General features: G+C 72.1%; 20 protein-coding genes. 14 read left to right on the top strand and 6 right to left on the bottom strand.

What is annotated here, in order from left to right; genetic code table 11:
• Nucleotides 1-8 precede the first annotated feature (8 nt).
• From BL253_RS07725 to BL253_RS07660, 14 genes are all read left to right on the top strand, one after another.
• The gene (locus BL253_RS07725) at nt 9-1,265 is read left to right on the top strand and encodes a gluconeogenesis factor YvcK family protein (protein WP_076814859.1); all 1,257 of its coding nucleotides are present in this window, start codon (nt 9-11) and stop codon (nt 1,263-1,265) included.
• 5 nt (nt 1,266-1,270) lie between these two features.
• Entirely contained in the window at nt 1,271-2,257 is a 987-nt protein-coding gene (gene whiA, locus BL253_RS07720) for a DNA-binding protein WhiA (RefSeq protein WP_076814858.1), read from the top strand.
• Nucleotides 2,258-2,551: 294 nt separating this feature from the next.
• Nucleotides 2,552-3,562 (top strand): type I glyceraldehyde-3-phosphate dehydrogenase, encoded by a 1,011-nt coding sequence (gap, locus tag BL253_RS07715; RefSeq protein ID WP_076814856.1) that lies wholly within the window; start codon nt 2,552-2,554, stop codon nt 3,560-3,562.
• Nucleotides 3,563-3,676: 114 nt separating this feature from the next.
• Nucleotides 3,677-4,882 (top strand): phosphoglycerate kinase, encoded by a 1,206-nt coding sequence (locus BL253_RS07710; protein WP_076814854.1) that lies wholly within the window; start codon nt 3,677-3,679, stop codon nt 4,880-4,882.
• A gap of 5 nt (nt 4,883-4,887) precedes the next feature.
• Nucleotides 4,888-5,739 carry a triose-phosphate isomerase gene (gene tpiA / locus BL253_RS07705; RefSeq protein ID WP_076814851.1) on the top strand — a complete coding sequence of 284 codons (852 nt, stop codon included), beginning with the start codon at nt 4,888-4,890 and terminating at the stop codon, nt 5,737-5,739.
• A 383-nt stretch (nt 5,740-6,122) separates the two neighbouring features.
• Nucleotides 6,123-7,109, top strand: a complete 987-nt coding sequence (locus BL253_RS07700; protein WP_076814849.1) for an ABC transporter permease — start codon at nt 6,123-6,125, stop codon at nt 7,107-7,109.
• Between the two features lie 178 nt (nt 7,110-7,287).
• Nucleotides 7,288-9,057 carry an ABC transporter substrate-binding protein gene (locus BL253_RS07695; RefSeq protein ID WP_076814846.1) on the top strand — a complete coding sequence of 590 codons (1,770 nt, stop codon included), beginning with the start codon at nt 7,288-7,290 and terminating at the stop codon, nt 9,055-9,057.
• 199 nt (nt 9,058-9,256) lie between these two features.
• The gene (locus tag BL253_RS07690) at nt 9,257-10,258 is read left to right on the top strand and encodes an ABC transporter permease (RefSeq protein ID WP_076814843.1); all 1,002 of its coding nucleotides are present in this window, start codon (nt 9,257-9,259) and stop codon (nt 10,256-10,258) included.
• Nucleotides 10,259-10,799: 541 nt separating this feature from the next.
• Entirely contained in the window at nt 10,800-11,864 is a 1,065-nt protein-coding gene (locus BL253_RS07685) for an ABC transporter ATP-binding protein (protein WP_076814841.1), read from the top strand.
• Entirely contained in the window at nt 11,861-12,988 is a 1,128-nt protein-coding gene (locus tag BL253_RS07680; protein WP_081438083.1) for an ABC transporter ATP-binding protein, read from the top strand. Before BL253_RS07685 ends, BL253_RS07680 begins: the two co-directional genes overlap by 4 nt.
• Complete coding sequence (secG, locus tag BL253_RS07675) at nt 12,989-13,219, top strand: preprotein translocase subunit SecG (protein WP_076814839.1); 231 nt, start codon at nt 12,989-12,991, stop codon at nt 13,217-13,219.
• Nucleotides 13,216-15,021: an ABC transporter substrate-binding protein gene (locus BL253_RS07670; protein WP_338013693.1), complete on the top strand. Its 1,806-nt coding sequence runs from the start codon at nt 13,216-13,218 to the stop codon at nt 15,019-15,021. The genes secG and BL253_RS07670 overlap by 4 nt, the downstream gene beginning before the upstream one ends.
• A gap of 222 nt (nt 15,022-15,243) precedes the next feature.
• The gene (locus BL253_RS07665; protein ID WP_076814837.1) at nt 15,244-15,588 is read left to right on the top strand and encodes an RNA polymerase-binding protein RbpA; all 345 of its coding nucleotides are present in this window, start codon (nt 15,244-15,246) and stop codon (nt 15,586-15,588) included.
• A 322-nt stretch (nt 15,589-15,910) separates the two neighbouring features.
• Nucleotides 15,911-17,887, top strand: coding sequence for a serine/threonine-protein kinase (locus tag BL253_RS07660; RefSeq protein WP_338013692.1), 1,977 nt, complete (start codon nt 15,911-15,913; stop codon nt 17,885-17,887).
• A gap of 25 nt (nt 17,888-17,912) precedes the next feature.
• On the opposite strand, the gene BL253_RS07655 is transcribed toward BL253_RS07660, so the two are convergent.
• The 6 genes from BL253_RS07655 to BL253_RS42220 form a co-directional block, all read right to left on the bottom strand.
• Nucleotides 17,913-19,196, bottom strand: coding sequence for an amidohydrolase family protein (locus tag BL253_RS07655; RefSeq protein WP_081438082.1), 1,284 nt, complete (start codon nt 19,194-19,196; stop codon nt 17,913-17,915).
• A 204-nt stretch (nt 19,197-19,400) separates the two neighbouring features.
• Nucleotides 19,401-20,171 (bottom strand): 6-phosphogluconolactonase, encoded by a 771-nt coding sequence (gene pgl / locus BL253_RS07650; RefSeq protein WP_076814833.1) that lies wholly within the window; start codon nt 20,169-20,171, stop codon nt 19,401-19,403.
• A complete protein-coding gene (locus tag BL253_RS07645; RefSeq protein ID WP_076814831.1) occupies nt 20,171-21,208 on the bottom strand; it encodes a glucose-6-phosphate dehydrogenase assembly protein OpcA in 1,038 nt (345 codons plus the stop codon). The genes pgl and BL253_RS07645 overlap by 1 nt, the downstream gene beginning before the upstream one ends.
• A 52-nt stretch (nt 21,209-21,260) precedes the next feature.
• Nucleotides 21,261-22,796 carry a glucose-6-phosphate dehydrogenase gene (zwf, locus tag BL253_RS07640; protein WP_076814829.1) on the bottom strand — a complete coding sequence of 512 codons (1,536 nt, stop codon included), beginning with the start codon at nt 22,794-22,796 and terminating at the stop codon, nt 21,261-21,263.
• 198 nt (nt 22,797-22,994) lie between these two features.
• The gene (tal, locus tag BL253_RS07635; RefSeq protein WP_076814826.1) at nt 22,995-24,098 is read right to left on the bottom strand and encodes a transaldolase; all 1,104 of its coding nucleotides are present in this window, start codon (nt 24,096-24,098) and stop codon (nt 22,995-22,997) included.
• Between the two features lie 397 nt (nt 24,099-24,495).
• The gene (locus BL253_RS42220) at nt 24,496-24,660 is read right to left on the bottom strand and encodes a hypothetical protein (protein WP_158230337.1); all 165 of its coding nucleotides are present in this window, start codon (nt 24,658-24,660) and stop codon (nt 24,496-24,498) included.
• Nucleotides 24,661-24,769 lie beyond the last annotated feature (109 nt).

Genomic DNA, 24,769 nt, shown 5'->3' with positions numbered 1-24,769 from the left:
GAGATCCCATGACGCAGGTTCGGGCGGCCCAGCTCCCGGCGCCCGGCGCGCCGGCCGTCGTCGCGTTCGGTGGCGGCCACGGCCTCGCCGCGTCGCTGTCGGCGCTGCGCCGCATCACCGATCGGGTGACGGCCGTCGTCACGGTCGGTGACGATGGCGGGTCGTCCGGTCGGCTGCGCCATGAGCTCGGCGCGCTCCCGCCCGGCGACCTGCGGATGGCGCTGGCGGCGCTCGCCGGCTCGGACGAGTGGTCACGGACCTGGACCGGCGTGTTCCAGCGCCGGTTCGCCGGCGGTGGGCCGCTGGCCGGGCACGCGCTGGGCAACCTGGTGCTGGCCGCGCTCACCGAGCATGTCGGCTCGCCGGTGGCGGCGCTCGAGCTGGCCGCCGAACTGCTCGGGGCATGCGGCCGGGTGCTGCCGTTGTCCGAGGACGGGATCGACATCGTCGCAGAGGTCGCGGGCCTCGACCCGGACGACCCGGYGGCGACCCACCAGGTGCGCGGCCAGGTGGCCGTGGCGACCACCCGGGGCTCGGTCCGGGAGGTCTGGGTGGAGCCGGCGGAGCCGCGGGTCTGCGCACCGGCCTGTGCCGCCGTGGCGGAGGCGGACTGGCTGGTCCTGGGGCCCGGCTCGCTCTACACCAGCATGCTGCCGCACCTGCTGGTGCCCGAGATGCACAAGGTGATCACCGGTGCGGCGGCGCGCCGGCTGGTCGTGCTGAACCTGGTCGCGCAGGCGGGGGAGACCGAGGGCTTCACCCCCGAGGCGCATCTGCGCGTGCTCGCCCAGCACGCCCCGGGGCTCACCGTGGACGTGGTGCTCGCCGATCCGGCGGCCGTCGCCGACCCCTCGGCGCTGGCGGCGGCGGCGGCCGACCTCGGCGCCGGGCTGCACCTCGCGCCGGTCCGCTCGGCCGACGCCGCGGGGGTCCACGATCCCCTGCTGCTCGCGGCCGCCTTCAACGCCGTCTTCGCGGCGTCCGGCCCCGTGGCCGGCGACATCCCCGGCCCGCCGGCCGGGGCGGAAGCACGGACGGCACGCGCGACCCTGACAGCGGAGTCACCAGTGGCCCACCGCGGGCCGGGCCTGGCCGGTGAGCAGACCTCCTGGGGCGACGACCTCCCGGATCGACGACGGGCCGGATCGGCGAGGCCGATCCAGCAAGGGCCCCGTCGCCGATCCGGCGGGAGTCCCGTCGCCGACCCGGTGGTAACCCCTGGCCCTCCCGACCCGCGGGCAACGGCCCGCGACCTCAAGGAGTGATCGGTGTGGCGGCGATGACGGCCACCGTGAAGGACGAGCTCAGCCGGCTGCGAGTAGCGAAGCCCTGCTGCCGGCGCGCCGAGATGGCGGCGTTGCTGCGTTTCGGCGGCGGCCTGCACATCGTCGGGGGCCGCATCGTCGTCGAGGCGGAGCTCGACACCGGGGCGACCGCGCGCCGGCTGCGCCGGGAGATCGCCGAGGTGTTCAGCTTCCCGTCGACGATCGCGGTGCTCGCGGCCGGCGGCCTGCGCCGCTCGGTCCGCTACATCGTGCGGGTCGAGCGCGACGGCGAGCAGCTCGCCCGGTCGACCGGCCTGCTCGACCAGCGCGGCCGCCCCGTCCGCGGGCTGCCTCCACAGGTCGTCACCGGCTCGGCCTGTGACGCGGCGGCGGCCTGGCGGGGCGCGTTCCTCGCGCACGGCTCGCTCACCGAGCCGGGACGGTCCTGCTCGCTGGAGGTGACCTCGCCCGGCCCGGAGGCGGCGCTGGCGCTTGTCGGCGCGGCCCGCCGGCTCGGGGTGCAGGCCAAGAGCCGGGACGTGCGCGGCGTCGACCGCGTGGTGATCCGCGACGGCGACGCGATCAGCGCGCTGCTGACCAGGATCGGCGCGCACGACAGCCTGCTGGCCTGGGAGGAGCGGCGGATGCGCCGCGAGGTCCGCGCGACCGCCAACCGGCTGGCGAACTTCGACGACGCGAACCTGCGCCGTTCGGCCCGGGCGGCCGTGGCCGCTGGCGCGCGGGTGCAGGCCGCGATGCRCATCCTCGGCGACGACGCTCCTGAGCACCTGCTGGCGGCCGGCCGGCTGCGGCTGCAGCACGCCCAGGCGTCACTGGAGGAGCTCGGCGCGCTCGCCGACCCGCCGCTGACGAAGGACGCCGTCGCTGGCAGGATCCGCCGCCTCCTCGCCCTCGCCGACAAGCGCGCGAGCGTCCTCGGCATCCCCAACACGGAGGCCAGCGTCTCGCCGGAGCTTCTCGAGAACGCCTAGCCCCATCGGGCGTCGAGCCCGGCCCGGCCTCCGGTGGGCAGCGGCCTGGCAGGGGCCCGCCGATTCGCTCCCTGGCCCGAGGCACGGCCGAACGTGCTGACTCGCGGTGATTGGGCGAATCGGCGGGGGAGCCCGTGTCGCCGGAGTTGCTCGAGAATGCGTGATGTGGGTGGTTGCCTGGGGGTGATCCGCCCCCCGATGGGCCTCGGATACCGAACCCGGCGGCGCAAAGTCGTTAGGCTCTGGAGCGGTAACGGAACATGACGTCGGTACGACGGTTGGGAGTCCGCGGACGTGGCTACGCGAGTAGGGGTCAATGGTTTCGGTCGGATCGGCCGGAACTTCTGGCGGGCGCTGGCGGCGAGCAAGCAGGCGGGGCTTGAGGTTGTCGCCGTCAACGACCTCACCGACAGCAAGACCCTTGCGCACCTGCTGAAGTACGACACCACCCTGGGCACGCTGGCCGAGACGGTCAGCGTCGTCGACGGCGGTATCCAGGTCGGTGACCACACGATCAAGGTGCTCGCGGAGCGGGACCCGGCGGCGCTGCCCTGGGGCGAGCTGGGTGTCGACATCGTCATCGAGTCGACCGGCCGGTTCACCGACCGCGAGCCGGCCGCCAAGCACCTCCAGGCGGGCGCGAAGAAGGTCATCATCTCCGCCCCGGCCAAGGGCGAGGACCTGACCGTCGTCATGGGCGTGAACGACGACGCCTACGACCCGGCCAGTCACCACGTGCTGTCGAACGCGAGCTGCACGACGAACTGCGTGGCGCCGCTGGCGAAGGTCCTCGACGAGGCGTTCGGCATCGAGAACGGCCTGATGACCACGATCCACGCCTACACGAACGACCAGGTGATCCTGGACTTCCCGCACAAGGACCTGCGCCGGGCCCGCGCCGCCGCGCAGAACATCATCCCGACCACCACCGGCGCGGCCAAGGCGACGGCGCTGGCGCTGCCGAAGCTCAAGGGCAAGCTGGACGGCATCTCGATGCGGGTGCCGGTGCTCGACGGCTCGGTCACCGACCTGGTGGTCAACCTGGCGAGGCCCGCGAGCAAGGACGAGATCAACGCGGCCTACCAGGCGGCGGCCGACGGCCCGCTGAAGGGCTACCTCGTCTACACCGAGGACCCGATCGTGTCGTCGGACATCGTCGGCACGCCGGCGTCGTGCACCTTCGACTCGCTGCTGACCATGTCGACCGGCACCTTCGTGAAGGTCGTCGGCTGGTACGACAACGAGTGGGGCTACTCGAACCGCCTCGTCGACCTGACGGCCCTGGTCGCGGCCCGCCTCGGCTAGTCGACGTAGAAGATCCGCTGTGACGTGCCGCCCGGTGCCCCTGGCACCGGGCGGTGTCGTCTGTGCCGCCAACTCTTCCCCTTTCTTCCTTCCTCATCCCTGGAGACCTGAAGCGTGAGGACGATCGACGACCTGCAGGTCGCCGGGCACCGGGTGCTGGTCCGCAGCGACCTGAACGTGCCGCTTGACCGGTCCGGCGACACCCCGCGGATCACCGACGACGGCCGGGTGCTCGCCAGCGTGCCCACCATCAGGACGCTCGCCGAGCGCGGCGCCCGTGTGGTGGTCTGCTCCCACCTGGGCCGGCCCAAGGGTGAGTACGACGAGAAGTACTCGCTCGCCCCGGTCGCGGCCCGGCTCGCCGAGGCGCTCGGCCGGCCGGTCGCCTTCACCGGAGACGGCACCGCCGACATCGCGGGCTCGGCGGCCGCGGAGGTCGTCGCCGGGCTCGGGGACGGCGAGGTGGCCCTGCTGGACAACCTGCGCTTCAACCCGGGGGAGACCAGCAAGGACGCCGCCACGCGCGCCGCGTTCGCCGACGAGCTGGCCGCGCTCGCCGAGTTCTACGTCGGCGACGCCTTCGGCGCCGTGCACCGGGCCCACGCGAGTGTCGCCGACGTGCCGAAGCGGCTGCCGCACGCGGCCGGCGGGCTGGTGCTCGCCGAGTTGTCCGTACTGCGGGGGCTGACGGGCGGCGACGCCGGGCGGCCGTACCTGGTGGTGCTGGGCGGGTCGAAGGTGTCCGACAAGCTGGACGTGATCCGGGCGCTGCTGCCGAAGGTCGACGCCCTGCTCATCGGCGGCGGCATGTGCTTCACGTTCCTGGCGGCCCAGGGCCACGGCGTCGGTGCGTCGCTGCTCGAGACCGAGATGATCGACACCTGCAAGAACCTGCTCGCCGAGGGCGGCGAGCGGATCGTGCTGCCGCGGGACGTCGTCATCGCCGACCGGTTCGCCGCGGACGCCGCCACCGAGGTGGTGCCGGTGACCGGCATCCGCGACGGCTGGCTGGGGCTCGACATCGGCCCCGAGTCGACGGAGCTGTTCGCCGGCAGGCTCTCGGGCGCACAGACGATCTTCTGGAACGGGCCGATGGGCGTCTTCGAGCTGGCGCCGTTCGCCGCCGGCACGAAGGGCGTCGCCGAGGCCATCGCCGCGCGGGACGGCTTCACGGTCGTCGGCGGCGGCGACTCCGCCGCCGCCGTGCGCACGCTGGGCATCCCCGAGGCGTCGTTCAGCCACATCTCGACCGGTGGCGGCGCGAGCCTGGAGTTCCTGGAGGGCAAGTCCTTGCCCGGCCTCGCGGCGCTGGAGGTCTGAGCCCCATGACTCCTCCTCCGCTGGGACGCTCGGCCGGCAAGCCGGGTGGCCGGCCGGCCGGTGGCCCGAAACCGAAGGGCACCGGCCGGCGCACGCTCGTCGCGGGCAACTGGAAGATGAACCTGAACCACCTCGAGGCGATCGCGCTCGTCCAGAAGGTCGCCTACGACCTCAAGCCCGACGAGCTGGAACGGGTCGAGACGGTCCTCTTCCCGCCGTTCATCGACATGCGCAGCGTGCAGACCACGATCGACGGGGACAAGCTGGCGCTCGGCTACGGCGCCCAGGACCTCTCGCCGTTCGATTCCGGCGCGCACACCGGCGACGTCGGCGGGCCGATGCTTGCCAGGCTCGGCTGCACGTACGTGATCGTCGGGCATTCGGAGCGGCGCACCGACCACCACGAGACGGACGCGGTGGTCGCCGCGAAGGCCGCCGCCGCCTACCGGAACGGACTGACACCGATCGTGTGCATCGGTGAGCACGAGGATGTCCGGGTGGCCGGCACCCACGTCGAGCACTGCCTGGCGCAGCTGGACGGGTCGCTCGCTGGCGTGACCCCGAAGCAGGCGGAGACGATCGTCATCGCCTACGAGCCGGTCTGGGCGATCGGCACCGGCCGCACGGCCTCGGCGCAGGACGCGCAGGACATGTGCGCGGCCGTGCGCGGGCGGCTGGCCACGTTGTTCACCCCGGAGATCGCCGCCGGGATCCGGGTGCTCTACGGCGGCTCGGTCAAGGCGGCGAACGCCGCCGAGCTGTTCACCATGCCGGACGTGGACGGCGGTCTGGTCGGCGGCGCGAGCCTGGTCGCCGAGGAGTTCACCGCCATCGTGCGCAGCGGCCCACCGGCCTAGACCAGGGCCGCCGACCAGGCGGACCACCAGCACCGACGCCACCGGGCCCGGGCCGCGACCAGCGGCCGGGCCCGGTGTCTTTGTAAGGCCGTTTGCTCGCCGTGGCGGGCTGGTGGCCGCGGAGGGGTGCCGTGCGTGCGCTCCGTCGCGTAGGCCCGTGTTACGGCCGAGGTGACCGGTGGGTTGCGCCGGTTCGTCCGCCGCCTCGGGTGTTCTCTCCCACGTAACGTCCCTGTTACATAACGGTCATCGTGTGGCAAACAGGCAACGTTTCCTCAGCACTTCATAACATCCGCTATCCAGTGCTCTCGGACAACGCTACCGTGCGTTGACTTTCGCGCTTTGGGCAGAACGTTTGTTTTCGTGTGCTTTGGAGGTGGTCCGTGGCGGTGCCGGTGCAGGTGGAACCCACCGACTTGACACCCGGCCCGCCGGTCGTCAAGCCGGTCGCCGGTCGCTCGCTCTGGCGGATCGCCTGGTCGCGGCTGCGCAGGGACAAGGTCGCGCTGGCCAGCGCGGCCTTCGTCGTCCTCGTCGTGCTCATCGCGATCTTCGCGCCTGTGCTGACGTCGATCGTCGGAGTGAACCCGGACGAGCCGAACTACGGCCTGCTCGACCCGAACACGGCTCTTCCCGCTGGTTCGTTCGGCGGCATGAGCTCCCATCACCCCTTCGGCGTCGAGCCGCTCAGCGGACGCGACGTCTTCGCCCGCGTCATCTACGGCGCTCGCATCTCGCTGCTGGTCGCGTCGCTGGCGACGCTGCTGTCCGTCGTCCTCGGCACCGTAATGGGGCTGATCTCCGGCTACGTGGGCGGCTGGGTCGGCGGCCTGATCGCCCGGCTGATGGACCTGCTGCTCGCATTCCCCCTGCTCCTGTTCGCGATCGCGATCGTCGCGGTGATCCCGGACAGCGCCTTCGGCCTGAACGGCAACACGCTGCGCCTGTTCATCCTGGTGTTCATCATCGGGTTCTTCAGCTGGCCGTACATCGGCCGGATCGTCCGGGGCCAGGTGCTTTCGCTCAAGGAGAAGGACTTCGTCGCGGCAGCGCGCGGCACCGGTGCCGGGTCGGTCCGGATCATGGCGCAGGAGCTGTTGCCGAACCTGGTCGCGCCGATCCTCGTCTACACCACCCTGCTGATCCCCACGAACATCCTCTTCGAGGCCGCGCTGTCCTACCTGGGCGTGGGCGTGAAGCCACCGACCTCGTCCTGGGGCGACATGCTCTCGACCGCCGCGGGCGGGCTGTTCAGGGTCGATCCGACGTTCATGGTCGTGCCGGGCGTGGCGATCTTCCTGACCGTGCTGGCCTTCAACCTGCTCGGCGACGCGCTGCGGGACGCCTTCGACCCCAGAGGCGGCGGCTGACCGCCGGCACGCGGCCACCATCGCTCCATCTCGGACCTAACACCCTGGCGCGGCGGCGAGACCCGCCGTACCGCGTCGCTCGGCCGGATCCTCCCGCAACGGCGCGGGTCGGGGTCCGCACGTACGGACAATCCTCGGCCCATCCCGGGGCAGCACCGCACAAGAAGAGGGGAACCGGATGAGGAAACACTCGGTCTGGATCAGGACCGGCGTGCTCGTCGCGGCCGGTGGCCTGATCCTCGCCGCCTGTGGCGGCGGCGACGACGGCGGCGGCGGCACGGGAGCGGCCACCACCGGCACGGCCGCCGGCCTCCCGACGACGACGGACCAGCTGTTCTATCCGTCGGACAAGAAGGGCGGCACCCTCAAGGCGCTGGCCAGCAGCGACTGCGACTCGTGGGACCCGGCGCGGACCTACTACGCCTTCTGCTGGGATGTGCAGCGCTGGATCACCCGCTCGCTGCTGACCTACGAGCCCAAGCCGAACTCGRCCGAGCTTGTACCGGACCTCGCGACGGAGGTCCCGAAGTCCCCCGACGGCGGGAAGACCTGGACGTACAAGCTCAAGAGCGGCGTCAAGTTCGAGGACGGGTCCGTCATCACGTCCAAGGACATCAAGTACGRCATCGAGCGGTTCTTCGCCCAGGACGTCATCAACGGTGGTCCGACGTTCGTCATCGACAGCCTCCAGACCGACCCCGAGTACCCGGGCCCCTACAAGGACCCCAGCCCCGACAAGCTCGGCCTCACGTCCGTGGAGACGCCGGACGACAGCACGCTGGTCTTCCACCTCAACAAGGCGTTCCCGGACTGGAACTACATCATGGCCCAGCCCGGTGCCTCGCCCGTGCCGCAGGCGAAGGACACCGGCGACAAGTACACGTCGCACCCGGTGGCGTCCGGCCCGTACAAGTTCGACAAGTACGTGCCGAACCAGTCAGTCACCCTGGTCCGCAACGACCAGTGGGACCAGTCGACCGACGACGTCAACAAGGCGTTGCCGGACAAGATCGAGATCACCATGGGCCTCGAGGCCCCGGAGATCGACAACCGGCTGATGTCCGGTGATGCCGACGTGTTCCTCGACCAGACCGGCACGGATACCGCGGCGCGTACCCAGCTGATCGCCGACCCGGCGCTGCGCAAGGCCCGTACCACGGTCGACCTGACCGGCTTCCTGCGCTACCTGAGCATCGCCACCACGGTGAAGCCGTTCGACAACGTGCACTGCCGGCTCGCGGTCGCCTACGCGGTCAACAAGCAGGGCCAGGTGTCGGCGCGCGGTGGTCCCACGGCCGGCCAGCCCGCGACGACCATGCTCCCGCCGACCGTCGCCTACTACAAGGCGTTCGACCTCTTCCCGACGCCGAACAACGCGGGCGACCTCACCAAGGCCAAGGACGAGCTGAAGGCCTGTGGCCAGCCGAACGGGTTCTCCACCAAGATCACCGTTCGTAGCAACCGGCCCCTCGAGGTCAACCAGGCGACCGCGCTCCAGGCGGACCTGAAGAAGATCGGCATCACCGCCTCGGTGGAGAAGTTCGACTCCTCGCAGTACTTCTCCGCCGTGATCGGCATCCCGAAGAACGTCCAGACGAAGGGTTATGGCCTGCACATCACCGGGTGGGGCCCGGACTGGCCCTCGGCGTACGGCTTCTTCAGCTCCATCGTCGACGGTCGGAAGATCCTCCCCCAGGGCAACAGCAACTACGCCGAGCTCAACGACCCGACCGTGAACTCGGGCATCGACGAGGGCCTCGCCGCCACCGACGACGGCGCCGCGCAGGCCGCCTGGACCAAGGTCGACAAGGGCGTGGTCCAGTCCGGTGCGTACGTCCCGCTGATCGACGACAAGGCGATGAACCTGTACAGCGACCGGATCACGAACGTCCAGTTCTCGCCCGGTTACAACATGGCCAACTTCGCCGCGATGGGCGTCGTGCGGTGACCAGGTCCGGCGGACGCCGGTCCGACTGACACACCTACCAGGGCCCGGGGCGCGCGACGCGACGTGATCGCGCGCCCCTCGGCCCGGCTACCGCCGTGAGTCCGGCCGCCGGGTGGACGCCTCCGCGCGCACCCGGCGGCCGGACCACGCGGCGGCGCAAGAACCCCCGAGACGCTGACAGAAGCGGAGACCACCAGACATGGCTGGATTCGTAATCCGCCGGGTGCTCGGCGGGATCGTGATCCTCTGGCTCATCAGCGTCATCACGTTCCTGCTTTTCTTCCTGGTACCGAGGGTGCTGGGCTCGAACCCCGCGGTCCTGTTCGCCGGCCGGGCCCCGAGCGAGGCGGCCATCGCCGGCGTGACGAAGAAACTGGGCCTCGACCAGCCGATCCTCGTGCAGTACTGGCACTTCCTCGTGGGAATCTTCGCCGGCCGGCACTTCGACTCCGGGCCGGACAAGACCTGGTGCCCACCGCCCTGCTTCGGGTACTCGTTCAAGAACAGCGAGCCGGTCTGGACCGAGATCACCAGAGCTCTGCCGATCACCATCTCGCTGGCACTCGGCGCCGCGGTGCTGTTCCTGGTCATCGGCGTCGGCATCGGCATCCTCTCGGCGCTGCGCCGCGGCTCGGTCCTCGACCGCGCGGCGATGACCGTGGCGCTCGGCGCCGTCTCCCTGCCGGTCTACTTCACCGGCCTCGTCCTGCTGCTTCTCGTCAGCTACCAGTGGCGGCTGTTCCCGAACATCCACTACGTGCCGCTGCTGGACAACCCGCTGCTATGGGCCCGAAATCTCCTGCCCGCCTGGATCGTGCTCGCCTTCCTGTACTCGGCGRTGTACGCCCGGCTGACCAGGGCGAGCATGCTGGACGTGCTCGGCGAGGACTACATCCGCACCGCCCGCGCCAAGGGCCTGCCAGAACGCACGGTCGTCGGCAAGCACGCGCTGCGCGCCGCGCTGACCCCCGTGGTCACCATCTTCGGCCTCGACCTCGGCTCGCTGCTCGGCGGCGCGGTGCTGACGGAGACCACGTTCGGCTTCCGAGGCCTCGGAAAGACGTCCATCGAGRCCATCTCGACCGGAGACCTGCCGACCATTCTCGGGGTCACCATCTTCGCGGCGGGCTTCGTGGTCCTGGCCAACATCCTCGTCGACGTGTTCTACGCGGTCGTCGACCCCCGAGTACGCCCGACATGAGGGTGTTCATTGGTTCGCTCCGTCCGGGCTGTGTTTCTGGTTCGCTCCGTCCGGGCGCGGCGCTGCGCGGCCGTCCTCGCCTGGCGGCTCGGACGACCACTCCGCGCCGCGTCCTCCTCCGCTCACGTGCCCTCCGGCGACCTCGCTGCGGCCCGGTCCACGTCGCTGCGCTCGTGGGCCGGGCCTCCGCGAGGCGCGCCTCCGGGCCAGCCCGGTTGCGTGGCGCTGGAACGTCACCAGTCGGGGTCAGGCCGCCGTCCGCACGTGAACCCGCCCGCACGAGCGCAGCGAAGTGCCCCCGCGGCATCAGCTCGAAGCCGGGTTTCGTGACGCTCCAGCGCAAGGTGACCGCGCTGGGCGCGGAGGCGCGCCTCGCGGAGGCCCGGCCCCGGAGCGAAGCGATCGGGGTTGGGCCGCAGCGAGGTCGCCGGAGCGCCCGTGAGCGCAGGAGGACGGCGCGCGGAGGTCCCTTGGGAGCGAAGCGAGTAAGGGGCCGGAGCGCGCCGCCCGGACGGAGCGAACCAGAGACAAGGAGAGTGAGATGACCGCGCAGCCGGAGCCGTCGGACTCCGCCGTCGTCCAGGCGGACCGGCCCTACCTCGACGTACGGGACCTGAAGGTGACGTTCGGCACGGACGACGGCGACGTGCGCGCCGTCAACGGGCTGTCGTTCAGCCTGCAGCGGGGCAGGACCCTCGGCATCGTCGGCGAGTCCGGCTCGGGCAAGAGCGCGGCGAGCCTGGCCATCATGGGCCTGCAGCGCGGCCGGCGTACCACCGTGTCCGGCGAGATCTGGCTCGACGGGGAGAACCTCGTGTCCGACTCGGCCGAGCGGGTCCGCTCGCTGCGCGGCCGAGAGATGGCGATGATCTTCCAGGATCCGCTGTCGGCGATGCATCCGTACTTCAGGATCGGTGACCAGATCATCGAGGCCTATCGGGTGCACCACGACGTCTCCAAGAAGGCGGCGAAGACGCGGGCCGTCGAGCTGCTGGACCGGGTCGGCATCCCGGACGCGCGCCGCCGGGTCGACAGCTACCCGCACGAGTTCTCCGGCGGCATGCGCCAGCGCGCCATGATCGCGATGGCGCTGTCCTGCGACCCGTCGCTGCTCATCGCGGACGAGCCGACGACCGCGCTCGACGTCACCGTCCAGGCTCAGATCCTCGACCTGCTGAACGACCTGCAGAAGGAGTTCAACTCGGCGATCGTCATGATCACCCACGACCTGGGGGTGGTCGCTGAGATCAGCGACGAGGTCCTCGTCATGTACGCCGGCAACGCCGTCGAGCACGGGACCGTGCAGGAGATCTTCAGCGCACCGCAGCACCCCTACACCTGGGGACTGCTCTCGTCGATCACCCGTCTCGACCGGACCCGTGCCGACCGGCTGAGGGCCGTGCCGGGCAACCCGCCGAGCCTCATCGCCGTGCCAGCCGGCTGCCCGTTCCACCCTCGCTGCCAGTACGCAAACCTCGCCGGCCCGGCGACGCGTACCGAGCGGCCTACGCTGGAGACGGTGGCGCCCGGCCACCGGGTGGCCTGTCACCTGCCGGTCGAAGCCCGTGTCCGGATCTTCCGTGAGGAGGTGGCACCGAGCCTGTGAGCAACCATGAGGTGACGAAGTCCGGCGCCGCGGGAGCGGCCGAGACCGCGGCGGCCGAGCCGCCCACGTCGAAGCCGGAGCCCGGCCAGCCCGCCGTGCTGACCAAGCCCGAGCGGCCGGCCGAGGCGCCCGGGGCGGAAGCGCTGCTGCGGGTGACCGATCTCCAGGTCCACTTCCCGGTGACGAGGGGCGCGCTGGTCGCGCGCAAGATCGGCGCGGTGCGCGCCGTCGACGGGCTGAACTTCACGATCCGCCGCGGCGAGACACTGGGGCTGGTGGGGGAGAGCGGCAGCGGCAAGAGCACCACCGGCCGGGCGATCGCCCGGCTGCTGGAGCCGACCGGCGGCACGGTCGAGTTCGACGGGCGGGACATCACCCACCTGTCCGCCCGGGCGATGCGGCCGCYCCGCCGCGACATCCAGATGATCTTCCAGGACCCGTACACGTCGCTGAACCCGCGGCACACGGTCGGGTCGATCGTCTCGGCGCCGCTGAAGATCGTCGGTGACCTGTCCGGGGACGCGCTGAAGGCCCGGGTCCGGGAGCTGCTGGAGCTCGTCGGGCTGTCACCCGAGCACCTCAACCGCTACCCACACGAGTTCTCCGGCGGACAACGGCAGCGCATCGGCATCGCGCGGGCGCTCGCCACCCATCCCAAGCTCGTGATCGCCGACGAGCCGGTCTCCGCGCTCGACGTCTCGGTGCGTGCCCAGGTCGTCAACCTGCTGGGCGACCTGCAGTCCGAGCTCGGCCTGACCTACATGTTCATCGCCCACGACCTCTCGGTGGTGCGCCACATCAGTGACCGGGTCGCCGTGATGTACCTTGGCACGATCGTCGAGATGGCCGATCGGGCCGGTATGTACGAGCATCCACTGCACCCGTACACCCATGCCCTCCTGTCGGCCGTCCCGGTGCCGGACCCGGCGAAGCAACACCGGCGGGAGCGGATCCTGCTGCGGGGTGACCCACCGACCCCGCTCAACCCGCCCGCCGCGTGCCGGTTCAACCCACGTTGCTGGAAGGCCGAGGAGGTGTGCAGGACCGTGGAGCCACCTCTGGTGGAGATCCAGCCGGGCCACCAGGTCGCCTGCCACTTCCCGGAGGAGCGGGAGCTGGTCTAGATGGAGATCGGGCTGTCCATCGTCGTGATCATCACGAGCGTGATACTCGTGATGCTGGTGCTGCTGCACCGGGCGAAGGGCGGCGGCCTTTCGACGCTGTTCGGCGGTGGTGTCTCGTCGTCGCTCGGCGGCTCGTCCGTGGTCGAGAAGAACCTCGACCGGCTGACGATCGCCGTCGGGTCGGTGTGGATCATCGCGATCATCGGGCTCGGCCTGCTGCTGAAGAGTTGAGCCCCCGCCGCGCACCCGGCCACGCGCCGCGTCGGCCGGGTTTTCGTCCTGTCCCCGGGCTGGCCGCCGCGCTCGCCGTCGTCACCGTGCTCGCGGGGTGCGCCGGCTCGTCCGGCGGGCCGGTCCCCGCGGCCTCGACAAGCCCGTCCACCGTCGCCCAGGCGACCGGCAAACCCGGCGGCACCCTGGACCTGGTGACGTCCGTCATACCCAGCGGGGACCCGGGCTGGGCCACGACGACCGCCGACCAGGTGCTCGCCCGGCTGGTGAGCCGCACGCTGTACGCCTATCCCTCCGACGCGGACGTCGACAACGCCGTCATCCCGCGCCCGGACCTCGCCGCGGGCAAACCACAGGTCAGCGACAACGGCAAGGTGATCCGGGTCCGGCTGAGCTCGGGCGCTCGCTGGGACACCCCGGTGCCGCGCCGGGTCATCGCGTCCGACGTGGCCCGCGGGATCAAGCGGCTGTGCGCCCCGCCGAACCCGTCACCGCTGCGCGGCTACTTCGCGGCGACCATCGTCGGGTTCACCGACTACTRCACGGCGCTGTTCACCAGGCCGATCGACCAGGTGAAGGACTTCATCGAGAGCGGTTCCCCGGCCGGCATCCAGGTGATCAACGACACGGACATCGCGTTCCACCTGATCGAGCCCGTCAACGACTTCGTCGAGGTGCTCGCRCTGCCGGCGGCGGCGCCCGTGCCCTACGAGGCGCTCAACTACCTGCCGAACTCGCCCGACTACCTGGCCAACCTGGTGTCCGACGGCCCGTACCGGATCACCGACAACACCGGCGGGACGTACGTACTCTCGCGCAACGAGGAGTGGAACTCCCACACCGACTTCATCCGCCGGGCGGCGGACGGGCCGGACTACATAAAGATCCACACCGGAGTGGACGCGGCCACCGCGCAGGCGCGGATCGAGGCCGGCGACGCGGACATGACGCTGGATTCCGCCGTCCCGCTGGACCGGGCCGCGGCCCTGCTCCAGGCGGGCGACCCTCGGTTGTCGGTCCCGACGACCGGGTCGACGATGCTCCTGGCCGTCGCCCGGCACGGGCCGGCGGCCGCCGCCCTCGACGACCTGACCGTCCGGGAGACACTCGCGACGTGCGTCGACCGGATCTCGGTCGTCAAGGCGCTCGGCGGCCCGCCGTTCGCCACGGCCGCGACGCAGCTGCTGCAGCCGACGATGACCGGCTACAGCCCGCTGGACCCGTTCCCGACCCCGTCCGGCGCCGGCGACGCCGCCCGGTGCGGGCAGGGGCTCGCCAACGCGGCGGGTGCGCCGGTGAGCACGCTGACACTGCTCACCTCCGACAGCCCGCGTGACGCGGCCGTCGCCTCCGCCCTGGCCGAGACGTTCGCCAAGGTGGGCGTGAAGCTGGACGTCCAGGCGCGCGCCGCGGCGGACTTCGCGACGGCCGCCGTCAGCCCGCTGGCCCAGAGCTGGGACCTGGCGCTGACGACCATCACCCCGTTGTGGTTCGGCAACGCCGGGCGGACCGTTCTCCAGCCGTTGCTCGACCCGAACTGGGTCGGCCAGCGCCCCGTCGACGGCGGCTACGACACCAGGAACATCCTCGCGACCATGGGTGTGGCCCTGCGGGCCGTCCCCGAGACCCTGCGCGCCGGGGCGTGGGCCGACCTGGAGGCGACGGTGCTGCGTGACGTCGCCTTCATCCCACTGGCCACGGTGGCCGAGCCGCGGCTCCACAGCTCCTCTGTGCTGTCGTTCACCCTTGTCCCGTCGATCGGCACTGGCGACCCCACAGGCGTCTCCCTGGGGCCCGCATAAGTCGGTCTCTTGGTCGTCCGTGGGGCGTGGAATCCCCCGGTGCGTCATGTGGTGGCCCCCGCGTCCTACACTCGCCCCAGAGCGAACCGGGTTATACCTGGTCCGACGTCTAACGTGGCTGGTGCCGGTTCGCCGGACCGGCGCCGGGACCGGCCCGGCTGGTACTGACCACCTTGGCTGGCGCTGACGTGACTGGCACTGAACAGAAGGAGTACGCGGGCCGTGGCAGGTGGCAACGCCATCCGGGGGAGCCGGGTCGGGGCGGGACCGATGGGAGAGGCCGAGCGGGGCGAGACGGCTGCGCGGCAGCGGGTGTCGTTCTGGTGCGCGAACCAGCACGAGACGCGCCCGTCGTTCGCCGTGGACGCCGCGGTCCCTGAAACGTGGGACTGCCCAAGCTGTGGCTATCCGGCGGGCCAGGACCGGGAGAACACCCCCGCACCACCCAAGATCGAACCGTACAAGACCCACCTCGCCTACGTCCGGGAACGGCGTAACGAGAAGGACGGCGAGGCGATCCTCGCGGAGGCCCTCGCCAAGCTCCGGGGGTCCTCGACCGCGTCCTGACCGCTCCCGCGGGCGGTGCCGGCGCCGGCTGCGGGCGCCGGCCGTGGGCGCCGGCCGTGGGCGGCGCCAGGATTCGGCATTGTCCAAGAACCGGCCGGTCTGAGCCGCTACGCTTCGCTCAACCTGGGCCACGGCCCGTGCGTTGCGTGCGAGCGGATCGACGGGCGGAGGGATGGCGAGCGAGGCCAGTGCCGGGCACATCCAGCCTGCCGGCCCGCCGGAGGGCGCCGGACCGGTGGGAGCTGGTTCGGCGGGAGCCAGTCCGCAAGGCGCTGGTCCGGCGGGAGCCGCCGGACGGCTGATCGCCGGTCGGTACCGGCTGGTGGAGCTCATCGGCGTCGGCGCGATGGGGGCCGTGTGGCTCGCCCGCGACGCGCTGCTCGACGTGGACGTCGCGGTCAAGGAGATCCGGCCGCCGTTCGCGTTCGCCGATCCCGACAGTGCCGGCGACGGCGGGGGCGCCGGCGCTGACGGCGCTGGTGGCGAGAGCGGCGACGGCGCGAGCGCGGACGGCTGGGAGGCCTCGACCGGTGCCTGGGTGGCGCAGGCGTTGCGCGAGGCCCGCAGTGCCGCGCAGCTGCGGGCGAACCCGCACGTGGTCACCGTCCACGACGCCGTCGTCGACGGCGGCGCGCCGTGGATCGTCATGGAGGCCGTCGCGGCCAGCTCCCTTCAGGAGGCGGTCGCGCGCGATGGGCCGCGCCCACTCGCCCAGGTCGCCCGGATCGGGCTCGCCGTGCTGGACGCGCTGGTCGCCGGGCAGCGGCTCGGCGTGGTCCACCGCGACGTCAAGCCGTCCAACATCCTGCTCGCGCGTGACGGCCGGGTGCTGCTCACCGACTTCGGGATCGCGGCCTCGGCCGCCGACTCGACCCTGACCCACCAGCCGGGCGAGGGCGGCCTGCCCAGCGGCACGCCCGCCTACATGGCCCCCGAGCGGCTGCGCGGCGGCCCGGCGACGCTCACCGCCGACCTGTTCGCCCTCGGCGCGACCCTGTTCTACGCGGCGGACGGCGCCGCGCCGTTCTACCGGGACTCCCTGCTCGCCTCGTTGCACGCCGTCCTGTACGACCTGCCGGAGCCGACCCGCGACGTCGGCCCGCTCGCCCCGGTGATCGCGGGCCTGCTCACCAAGGACCCCGCCGCCCGCCTGCGCGCCGACGGCGCCGCGGCCCTGCTCACCCGCGCCCTGCGCCTCCTCGCGGGCGACGCCGCCCCGCTGGCGTCGGTCCCACCGCCGGCTGGCGAATCCGGGTCCGTCTCGCTCCCGGCCGGCGCGCTGGATCCCCCGGCGCCGTCGTCCGCCACGACCGGACGGGCCGCCGCCGGCGAGCGGTCGCCGGGCGCGTCGGGCCGGCTCTCACCGCCCGAGCGGCCACGGCCCCCCGACCGGCCGCCCGCGGCGCCTGCCTCCCACGGGCCGGCGCCCGGGCATGCCGGGCCCGCGTCGCCGATGTCATCGCCGGTACGGACGCCGCCGCCCGGGCCGGGAAGCGCCGCGCCGCCCGCCCCGCCGGGTCCGGCTGCGCGCTCCGCGCCCGCCCCGGGCACCCGGCTGGCTGAGGGGCCGGGCGTCGCGCCGGTCCTCCTGGGCGCGCTGGACATGGCGCCCGCCGGCCTCACCGGCACCGGTAAGGACGGGGATGACGGGGAGAGCAGCCGCGCCGCGCTTCGCCGGCCGTCTCCGCTGCCCGTGCCGCTCGGGCTGACGGCGGTCGTCGCGGTCCTGCTGCTCGTGGGCCTGGCCGCCTGGGGGATCGGGGCGCTGCGCGGTGGGGCGGACGACGCGCGGCCCCGGTCCACGCCGACCGGGACGGCGGCGACCGGCGGCACGGCGGCCAGTGCCGTCCCGAGCACGGAAGGCACCGCCGCGACTGGCGGTGCGGCCGCTACGGGCGGTGCCGGCGCGACCGGCGGTGCCGGCGCCGTGCCGGTGGGCATGCTCGGCCACTGGCACGGCACCGTCACTCAGGGCGTGGAAATCCACGGCGTGGATCTGAACGGTGCGCCGTTCACCCTGCCCCCGATCCAGTTCGAGGTCACGGTGGAGATCCGCGGTGGCGAGCTCGACGGCACCGTCGGCGTCTCCAGCTCATCGGAGGGCTGTGAGGCCGACCTTCTCCTGCGAGAGATCGGCATCCGGCAGATCCAGGTCCAGGAGTTGATAACCAAGAGCAACGAGATGTGTAACGGGTCCTACCGGATCCGGCTCACCCTCAACGACGACGGCACCCTCGGCTACTTCTACGACGCCACCTACATCACCGACGCGGGCCTCGCCACCCTGACCAGGTCCTAGGCGGACGCGCCCCACCGGCCGCGGATCAGGCCTGCCCGACCAGCCCCGGAAGGCCGCCGTGCGGGTGCCGCTGTCGGTAGAGCTCGGCCCATGCGCTGCGCGGGCGGATCGTGGTGTCGACGTCCGCGGCGAGGGCGCGCAACGCCCCGACGGCCGCCCGCTCCTTCGGCAGCTCGGTGAACGGGTCCCAGCGGTAGAAGCGGCAGGCGTTCTGCCAGGTGATCTTGTCGATCTCCTCGTCGGTGCAGCCGGCGGCGGTGAACTCCTTCTCCAGCCATTCGGGCGCGTCCGGCCAGATGGAGTCGGAGTGCGGGTAGTCGCACTCCCAGGCGATGATGTCCATGCCGACCTCGTGGCGGGCGTTGACCGCGTGCGGGTCGGTGACGAAGCACGCGAGCGACTGCTCCAGGAAGACCTGGCTGGGCAGCCTGCCGCCGAAGTCGCGGCGCAGCCACTTCTGGTTCGTGTAGTGGCGGTCGCACCGGTCGAGGTAGAACGGCACCCAGCCGATGCCGCCCTCGGCGTAGGAGAACCTGAGGTCGGGGTAGTTGCGGTAGGCCGGACCCCAGAGCAGGTCCTGGGCGGCGAGCGCGGTGATCTGGCAGGCCAGGATCATCGTGTGGTCGCGCGGGGCGCCGGGGGCCATCGTGAGCGAGCGCAGGCCCATGCCGATGTGCAGGACCATGACCAGGCCGGTCTCGGCCATGGCCGTCCAGATCGGCTTCCAGTAGTCCTCGTCGTGGTAGCTCGGGAGACTGTCAAGGTGCGGCATCTCGGGCATCGCGATGCCGCGGGCGCCCTTCGCGGCGACCCGCCGGATCTCCGCCGCGGCCGCCGGTGGGTCGTAGATCGGGGCGATCGCGAGCGGGATGAACCGGCCGGGGTAGGTGGCGCACCACTCGTCGATGTGCCAGTCGTTGTAGGCCTGGATCACCGCGGTGGTCGTCTCGTCCCGGAACTGGATGAGGTGGCCCCCGCTGAACCCGGCGAACGTCGGGAAGCACATCGAGGCCAGCACACCGTTGCGGTCCATGTCGCGCACGCGGGAGTGGATGTCGTAGGCGCCCGGCCGCATCTCGGCGAACCCAGACGGCTCGCTGTTCCACTCCAGCGGCGGCCACCCGACCACGGCGTTCAGGCCGACGAGCCCGGCCGGCTTGCCCCGGTAGATCCACTGGTTGGCCGTGCCCTGGGTGACGACGCGCGGCGCCGCGTCCGCCCACTTCTTCGGCAGGTGGCGCTCGAACATGTCGGGTGGCTCGATCACGTGGTCGTCGACGCTGACCAGGATCATCCTGTCCTTGTCCACAAGGCACCCCTCCGGCCAAATTTGTACGGAGGGCAAATTTTACGCCTGTGTCCGCAGCTCGGGAGCCAGATGCCCCTCAGGCACGGCTTCGCCGGGCTGGCGCCGGCCGCCGCCGCGCCGCGATCTCCGCAGCGCGATTTCGCCGCCGCGCCGGCACGGCACCGCCGCCGCGGCGCCGTCGCCGCGGCGACGAAAAAACCGGCCTTAGCCTCCCTGGCCGGCGCGGGAGGCGGCGGCGCGGTCGACGAGCCAGAGGGTGCGCTCCAGGCCATGCGCGCCGGCCGCGGGCAGGCCCCACGCGTCGGCACCGGCGACGGCGGTCGCCACGGCGTCCGCCTTCTCCTCGCCCGCGGCGATCACCCATACCTGCCTCGCGGCCTGGATCGTCGGGAAGGTGAACGAGATCCGGTTGGGCGGCGGCTTGGGGGACTCACGGATGGCGACGACCGGCTCCGCCGCGGCCGCCGCGGGAGAGTGCGGGAAGATCGACGCGACGTGGCCCTCGGGGCCGATGCCGAGCAGCAGCACGTCGAACGCCGGCACGGCCGCGCCCGCCGGCGCGCGCGCGGCGAGCGCGGCCGCGTAGTCGGCCGCGGCCTGCTCCGGCTCGGCGTAGCCGCCCGCGTCGTGCTGGGACCCGCCAGCCGCGGCGAGGGCACCCGCCTCGAACACCCGCTTCTCGTCTACTGGCACGTGGTCGAGCAGCGCCTCGCGGGCCTGGTGGGAGTTGCGGTCCGGGGAGTCGGCGGGGACGAACCGCTCGTCACCCCACCAGACGTCCACCTTCGACCAGTTGACCGCGTCCAGGGCCGGGCTCGTGCGCAGGGCTCGCAGCAGTGCGATGCCGATGCCGCCGCCGGTCAGGACCAGAGACGCCTCACCGCGCTGAGCCTGCGCGTCGACCAACGCGGTGATGAGCCGGGCGGCGGCGGCCTTCGCGAGCAGGCCGGCGTCCGCGTGCACGATCAGCTCCATCAGCTGCCGCCTTCCGCCACCGGCCCGCTCGTGGCTGTGGCTGACGCCGCCGCCGGCACCGCGGCCGCAGCGGGCGCCTGCGCCATGGGGTCCTGCCAGATGTGTTCGCGGTGCCCCGAGCGACCCGCCAGGTCCGGGATGCCGCTCCAGGCGGACAGCGCCTCCGCGTAGATGACGTCATGGTCGAGGCGGCGTAGTTCCTCGGCCAACAGGTCGCCCACGTCGAGCTGGCGCAGCGGCAGCCGGCGGTCCGGCACTCCCGGCCTGGTGATGGTGCCCGAGCGGGCGTCGGCGCGGGACACCGCGACCTCACCGTCGTCCACGGCCACGCGGACGGCCTGGATCCCGCGCTTCCCGGTGCCGGCCACGTCGACCGGCACGCCGAGCTTCGCCCGCAGCCACCCGGCGAACAGCTGGGCGCTCGGGTCGGACGGGTCGGCGTCGATGTGGGCCGAGCGCGGCCGGTCGGAACGGCCGTCGAAGGCGGCGGCGAGCAGCGTGCGCCAGCCGGAGATCCTGGTCCAGGAGAGATCGGTGTCGCCCGGCTCGAAGTCGGCGGCGCGCAGCCGCAGGGCCGCCAGCGGGTCGGGCGCCCGGTCGCAGTCCGTCACCCGCCGGTCGGCGAACACCCCCAGCGGGTCGAACGCGATCCGGGTCGGCGGCTCGTCCTGCCACCAGGTGACCACCGGCGCGTCCGAGGCCAGCAGCGGCAGCACCACCGACTCGGCGTGCAGCGCCAGCCGGCCGTACATCCGCATCACGATCGCCTCGCCGGGGCCGAGCCGCCCGCCGATCGAGACCTCGGCGTCCAGCCGCGGGTGCGGCGCGTCGATCTGGCGGCGCACCACGATCAGCAGCCGGCACGGATGCGCGGCCGCGGCGGCGGTGGCCGCGCTCTCGGCGGCGGCGACGTTCTTCTCGTCGACGACCACGACAAGCGTCAGCGCGAGCCCGAACGCGAGCGCGCCCGCCGCCCGCCGCTCCGCCGACAGCGCCTTCACGACCGCCGAGCCAGTCGTGTCCCAGAGCGTGGTCACAGCAGGCTCCTCGTCAGGTCGGTTGGCTGGGGGATCGCGAACTGTGAGTGGCTCACGGGCGTCGCCAGCGCCGGCCGTCGCGGGCGAGCATCTCGTCGGCCGCCGCGGGGCCCCAGCTGCCGGAGCGGTACGGGAACGGCTTGGTCCCGGCCCAGAACTCCTCGAGCGGGTCGATGATCCGCCACGACTCCTCGACCTCGGCGTTGTCCGGGAACAGCATCGCGTCGCCGAGCAGGACGTCGAGGATCAGCCGCTCGTAGGCCTCCGGGAGCGCCTCGGTGAACGCCTCGCCGAACAGGAACTCCATCGCGACGTCGCGGACCTCCATCGCGGTCCCGGGCACCTTGGAGCCGTACTTCAGCGTCACGCCCTCGTCCGGCTGCACCCGCACGACCAGCTGGTTGTGGCCGAGCTCGGTGGTGTCGGTCGCGTCGAAGGGCAGGTGCGGCGCCTGCTTGAAGCTGATCGCGATCTCGGTGACCCGGCGCGGCAGCCGCTTGCCGGTGCGCAGGTAGAACGGGACGCCGGCCCAGCGGCGGGTCTCGATGCCCAGCTTCACCGCGGCGTAGGTCTCGGTCGTCGAGGTGGGCGGGATGTTCTCCTCTTCGAGGTAGCCGCGCCCCCGCTCGCCGGCGAGCCAGCCCTGCTCGTACTGGCCACGGATCGCGTAGTGGGCCAGGTCGGTCGGCAGCGACACCGCGCGCAGGGTCTTGATCTTCTCGGTGCGGATCGTCTCCGCGCCGAAGCTGACCGGCTCCTCCATCGCGGTGAGCGCGAGCAGCTGGAGCAGGTGGTTCTGCAGCACGTCCCGGGCGGCGCCGGTCTCGTCGTAGAAGCCGGCKCGGGTGCCGATGCCGACGTCCTCGGCCATCGTGATCTGCACCGAGTCGACGAACTGGGAGTTCCAGATCGGCTCGAACAGCGTGTTCGCGAACCGCAGCGCGAACAGGTTCTGGACGGTCTCCTTGCCCAGGTAGTGGTCGATCCGGAACACGTCCGCCGGGCCGAACACCTCGTCGACGAGCGAGTTCAGCTCGCGGGCGGACCTCAGGTCGTGCCCGAACGGCTTCTCCACGACGACGCGCCGCCAGCCACCGGCCTTCGCCTCGTCGGCCAGGCCGGTGCGCTCCATCTGCTTGAGCACCACCGGGAACGCCGACGGCGGGATCGACAGGTAGAACGCGGCGTTGCCGTAGATGCCGTGGCTGCTCTCGAGGCTCGCCAGCTCCTCGGCGAGCCGGTCGAAGCCGGCGTCGTCGTCGAACGAGCCGCGCACGAACCTGATCGACGACGCCAGCCGGTCCCAGGTCTCCTCCCGGAACGGCGTACGGGCRCCCTTCTCCGCGCACTCCCTGGCGAACTCGATGAAGGGCTCGTGGCCCTCCCAGTCGCGGCGGGCGAAGCCGAGCAGTACGAACCCGGGCGGCAGGAGGCCGCGGTTGGCCAGGTCGTACACCGCCGGGATGAGTTTCTTGCGCGATAGGTCCCCGGTGACGCCGAACACCACCAGGGCGCTGGCGTCGGGGAGCCGGGGCAGCCGGCGGTCTCGCGGATCGCGCAGCGGGTTGCCACCTGCCGTGGGCGCCACCTGCGATTCCCCCTGTCTCCTAGCTTGCCTTGCGCTCGAATCTATTCGTTCCAGCGCACTTGATTTTCCTGCGTTCCACATTGCGTATTCTCTACGTTCCGCCATATTTCGCTTTTGCCTGGCGGCCGGCGGTCCGTGGCTCAACCGGCCGGTCTGGCCGGGCCGGCTTGTCGCGCTCGCCAGCCCGGCGGCGGCCGGTCAGTGCGCCTCGAGCTGTCCGCGGACCGCGTCGAGCAGCTGGTTCCAGGAGTCCTCGAACTTGGAGACGCCCTCCCGCTCGAGGACCTCGACGACGCCGTCCACGTCGACCCCGGCGGCGGCGAGGGCCGCCATGGTCGCGTGCGCGTCGGCGTAGAACGGCCGGATCGTCTCGCCGGGCACGTCGCCGTGGTCGCCGAACGCCAGCAGCGTCGCCTCCGGCATCGTGTTCACGGTTCCCGGCGCGATCAGCTCGCGCACGTAGAGGGTGTCCGGCAGCGCCGGGTCCTTCGTCGACGTCGACGCCCACAGCGGCCGCTGCGGGCTCGCGCCGGCGGCGGCCAGGGCCGCCCAGCGCTCGGTGCCGAACGCCTTCTCGTAGCGCTCGTAGGCCAGCCGGGCGTTGGCGATGGCCGCCTTCGCGCGCAGCGCCTTCGCCTCCGGGGTGCCGATCTTCTCCAGCCGCTTGTCGACCTCCGAGTCGACGCGGCTGACGAAGAACGAGGCGACCGACTGCAGCCTCGAGACGTCAACGCCGTTCTCGATCGCCTGCTCGAGGCCGGTCATGAAGGCCTCCATGACCGCGTCGTAACGGTCCAGTCCGAAGATCAACGTGACGTTGACGCTGATACCGGCCGCGAGGGTCGCCGTGATCGCCGGCAGGCCCTCCATCGAGGCCGGGATCTTGATGAACAGGTTCGGCCGATCGACCATCCACCACAGCGAACGGGCCTCGGCCACGGTCCGTTCGGTCTCGTGCGCCAGGCGCGGGTCGACCTCGATGGAGACCCGCCCGTCGACGCCGTCGCTGGCGTCGTAGGCCGGGCGCAGGACGTCGCAGGCGGTCCGCACGTCGGCTGTGGTGATCAGCCGGATGGCCTCGCCCACGTCGACACCGCGGACGGCGAGGTCACGCAGCTGCTCGGCGTACGCCTCGCTGGACGTGATCGCCTTCTGGAAGATGCTCGGGTTCGTGGTGACGCCGACGACACTGTGGGTCCTGGTCAGGTCGGCGAGGTTGCCGCTGCGGAGCCGGTCGCGGCTGATGTCGTCCAGCCAGACCGCCACTCCGGCGGCGGAGAGGTCGGAGAGCGGGTTGGTCATGGTCGGTAGATCCTCTCCGCGGGGAAGACGCCAGGCACAGCGGCTCCCTACCCGGTGATGCATAGCTCATCCACGCAACCGCCGCMGGGTTGGACGGCCACCGCCACGGCCGGCCCGTGGCGCCTGCCACGCTCTCCAGCCGTTCCGGCCCGGATGCGCGGACCTCCTGTGGCCTAGTGTGCCCGCCCAGCTCACGCTCGTGAACAGGGTGCCCACATGAACAGTTGGACACCTCACCATCCGGGCAACGGTTGCTCTCCCGTAGCAACACCGCCCGGCGGCCAGCCATGCCTGCGGATCGTGGGCGACGCAGCGTGCCGCTGATGGCGCGCGGCCTCTGACAGATCTCCGAGCCGCCGGAGGCAGGCAGCTGGGGCGAACGTCCACCGAGACGGCGCTACCTCGGCGCGGCCCGATGTCCCCAGGGCCGACGGGCGGCCCAGCAGCCGACGAGCAGGACCGTCCCGGCGACGATCAGCGCGACCCGTGCCGTGTCATGCGCGGCGACGCCGTTGATCACGGCCAGGAGCCCGAGGAGCTGCAGCGCGTACGTGACGTACATGAACAAGGCCACCCACGAACGCCCACGGAGATCCGCCGGCGCTGTCGGCGGCCCGCCTGACCCACCCTCGGCCCGGTCGGCGGTCAGGCGCGGCCCGCGACAGCCGGAG

It is taken from the genome of Pseudofrankia asymbiotica, from assembly GCF_001983105.1.
GTDB lineage: Bacteria > Actinomycetota > Actinomycetes > Frankiales > Frankiaceae > Pseudofrankia > Pseudofrankia asymbiotica.
This window is presented reverse-complemented; position numbering and strand designations above follow the sequence as displayed.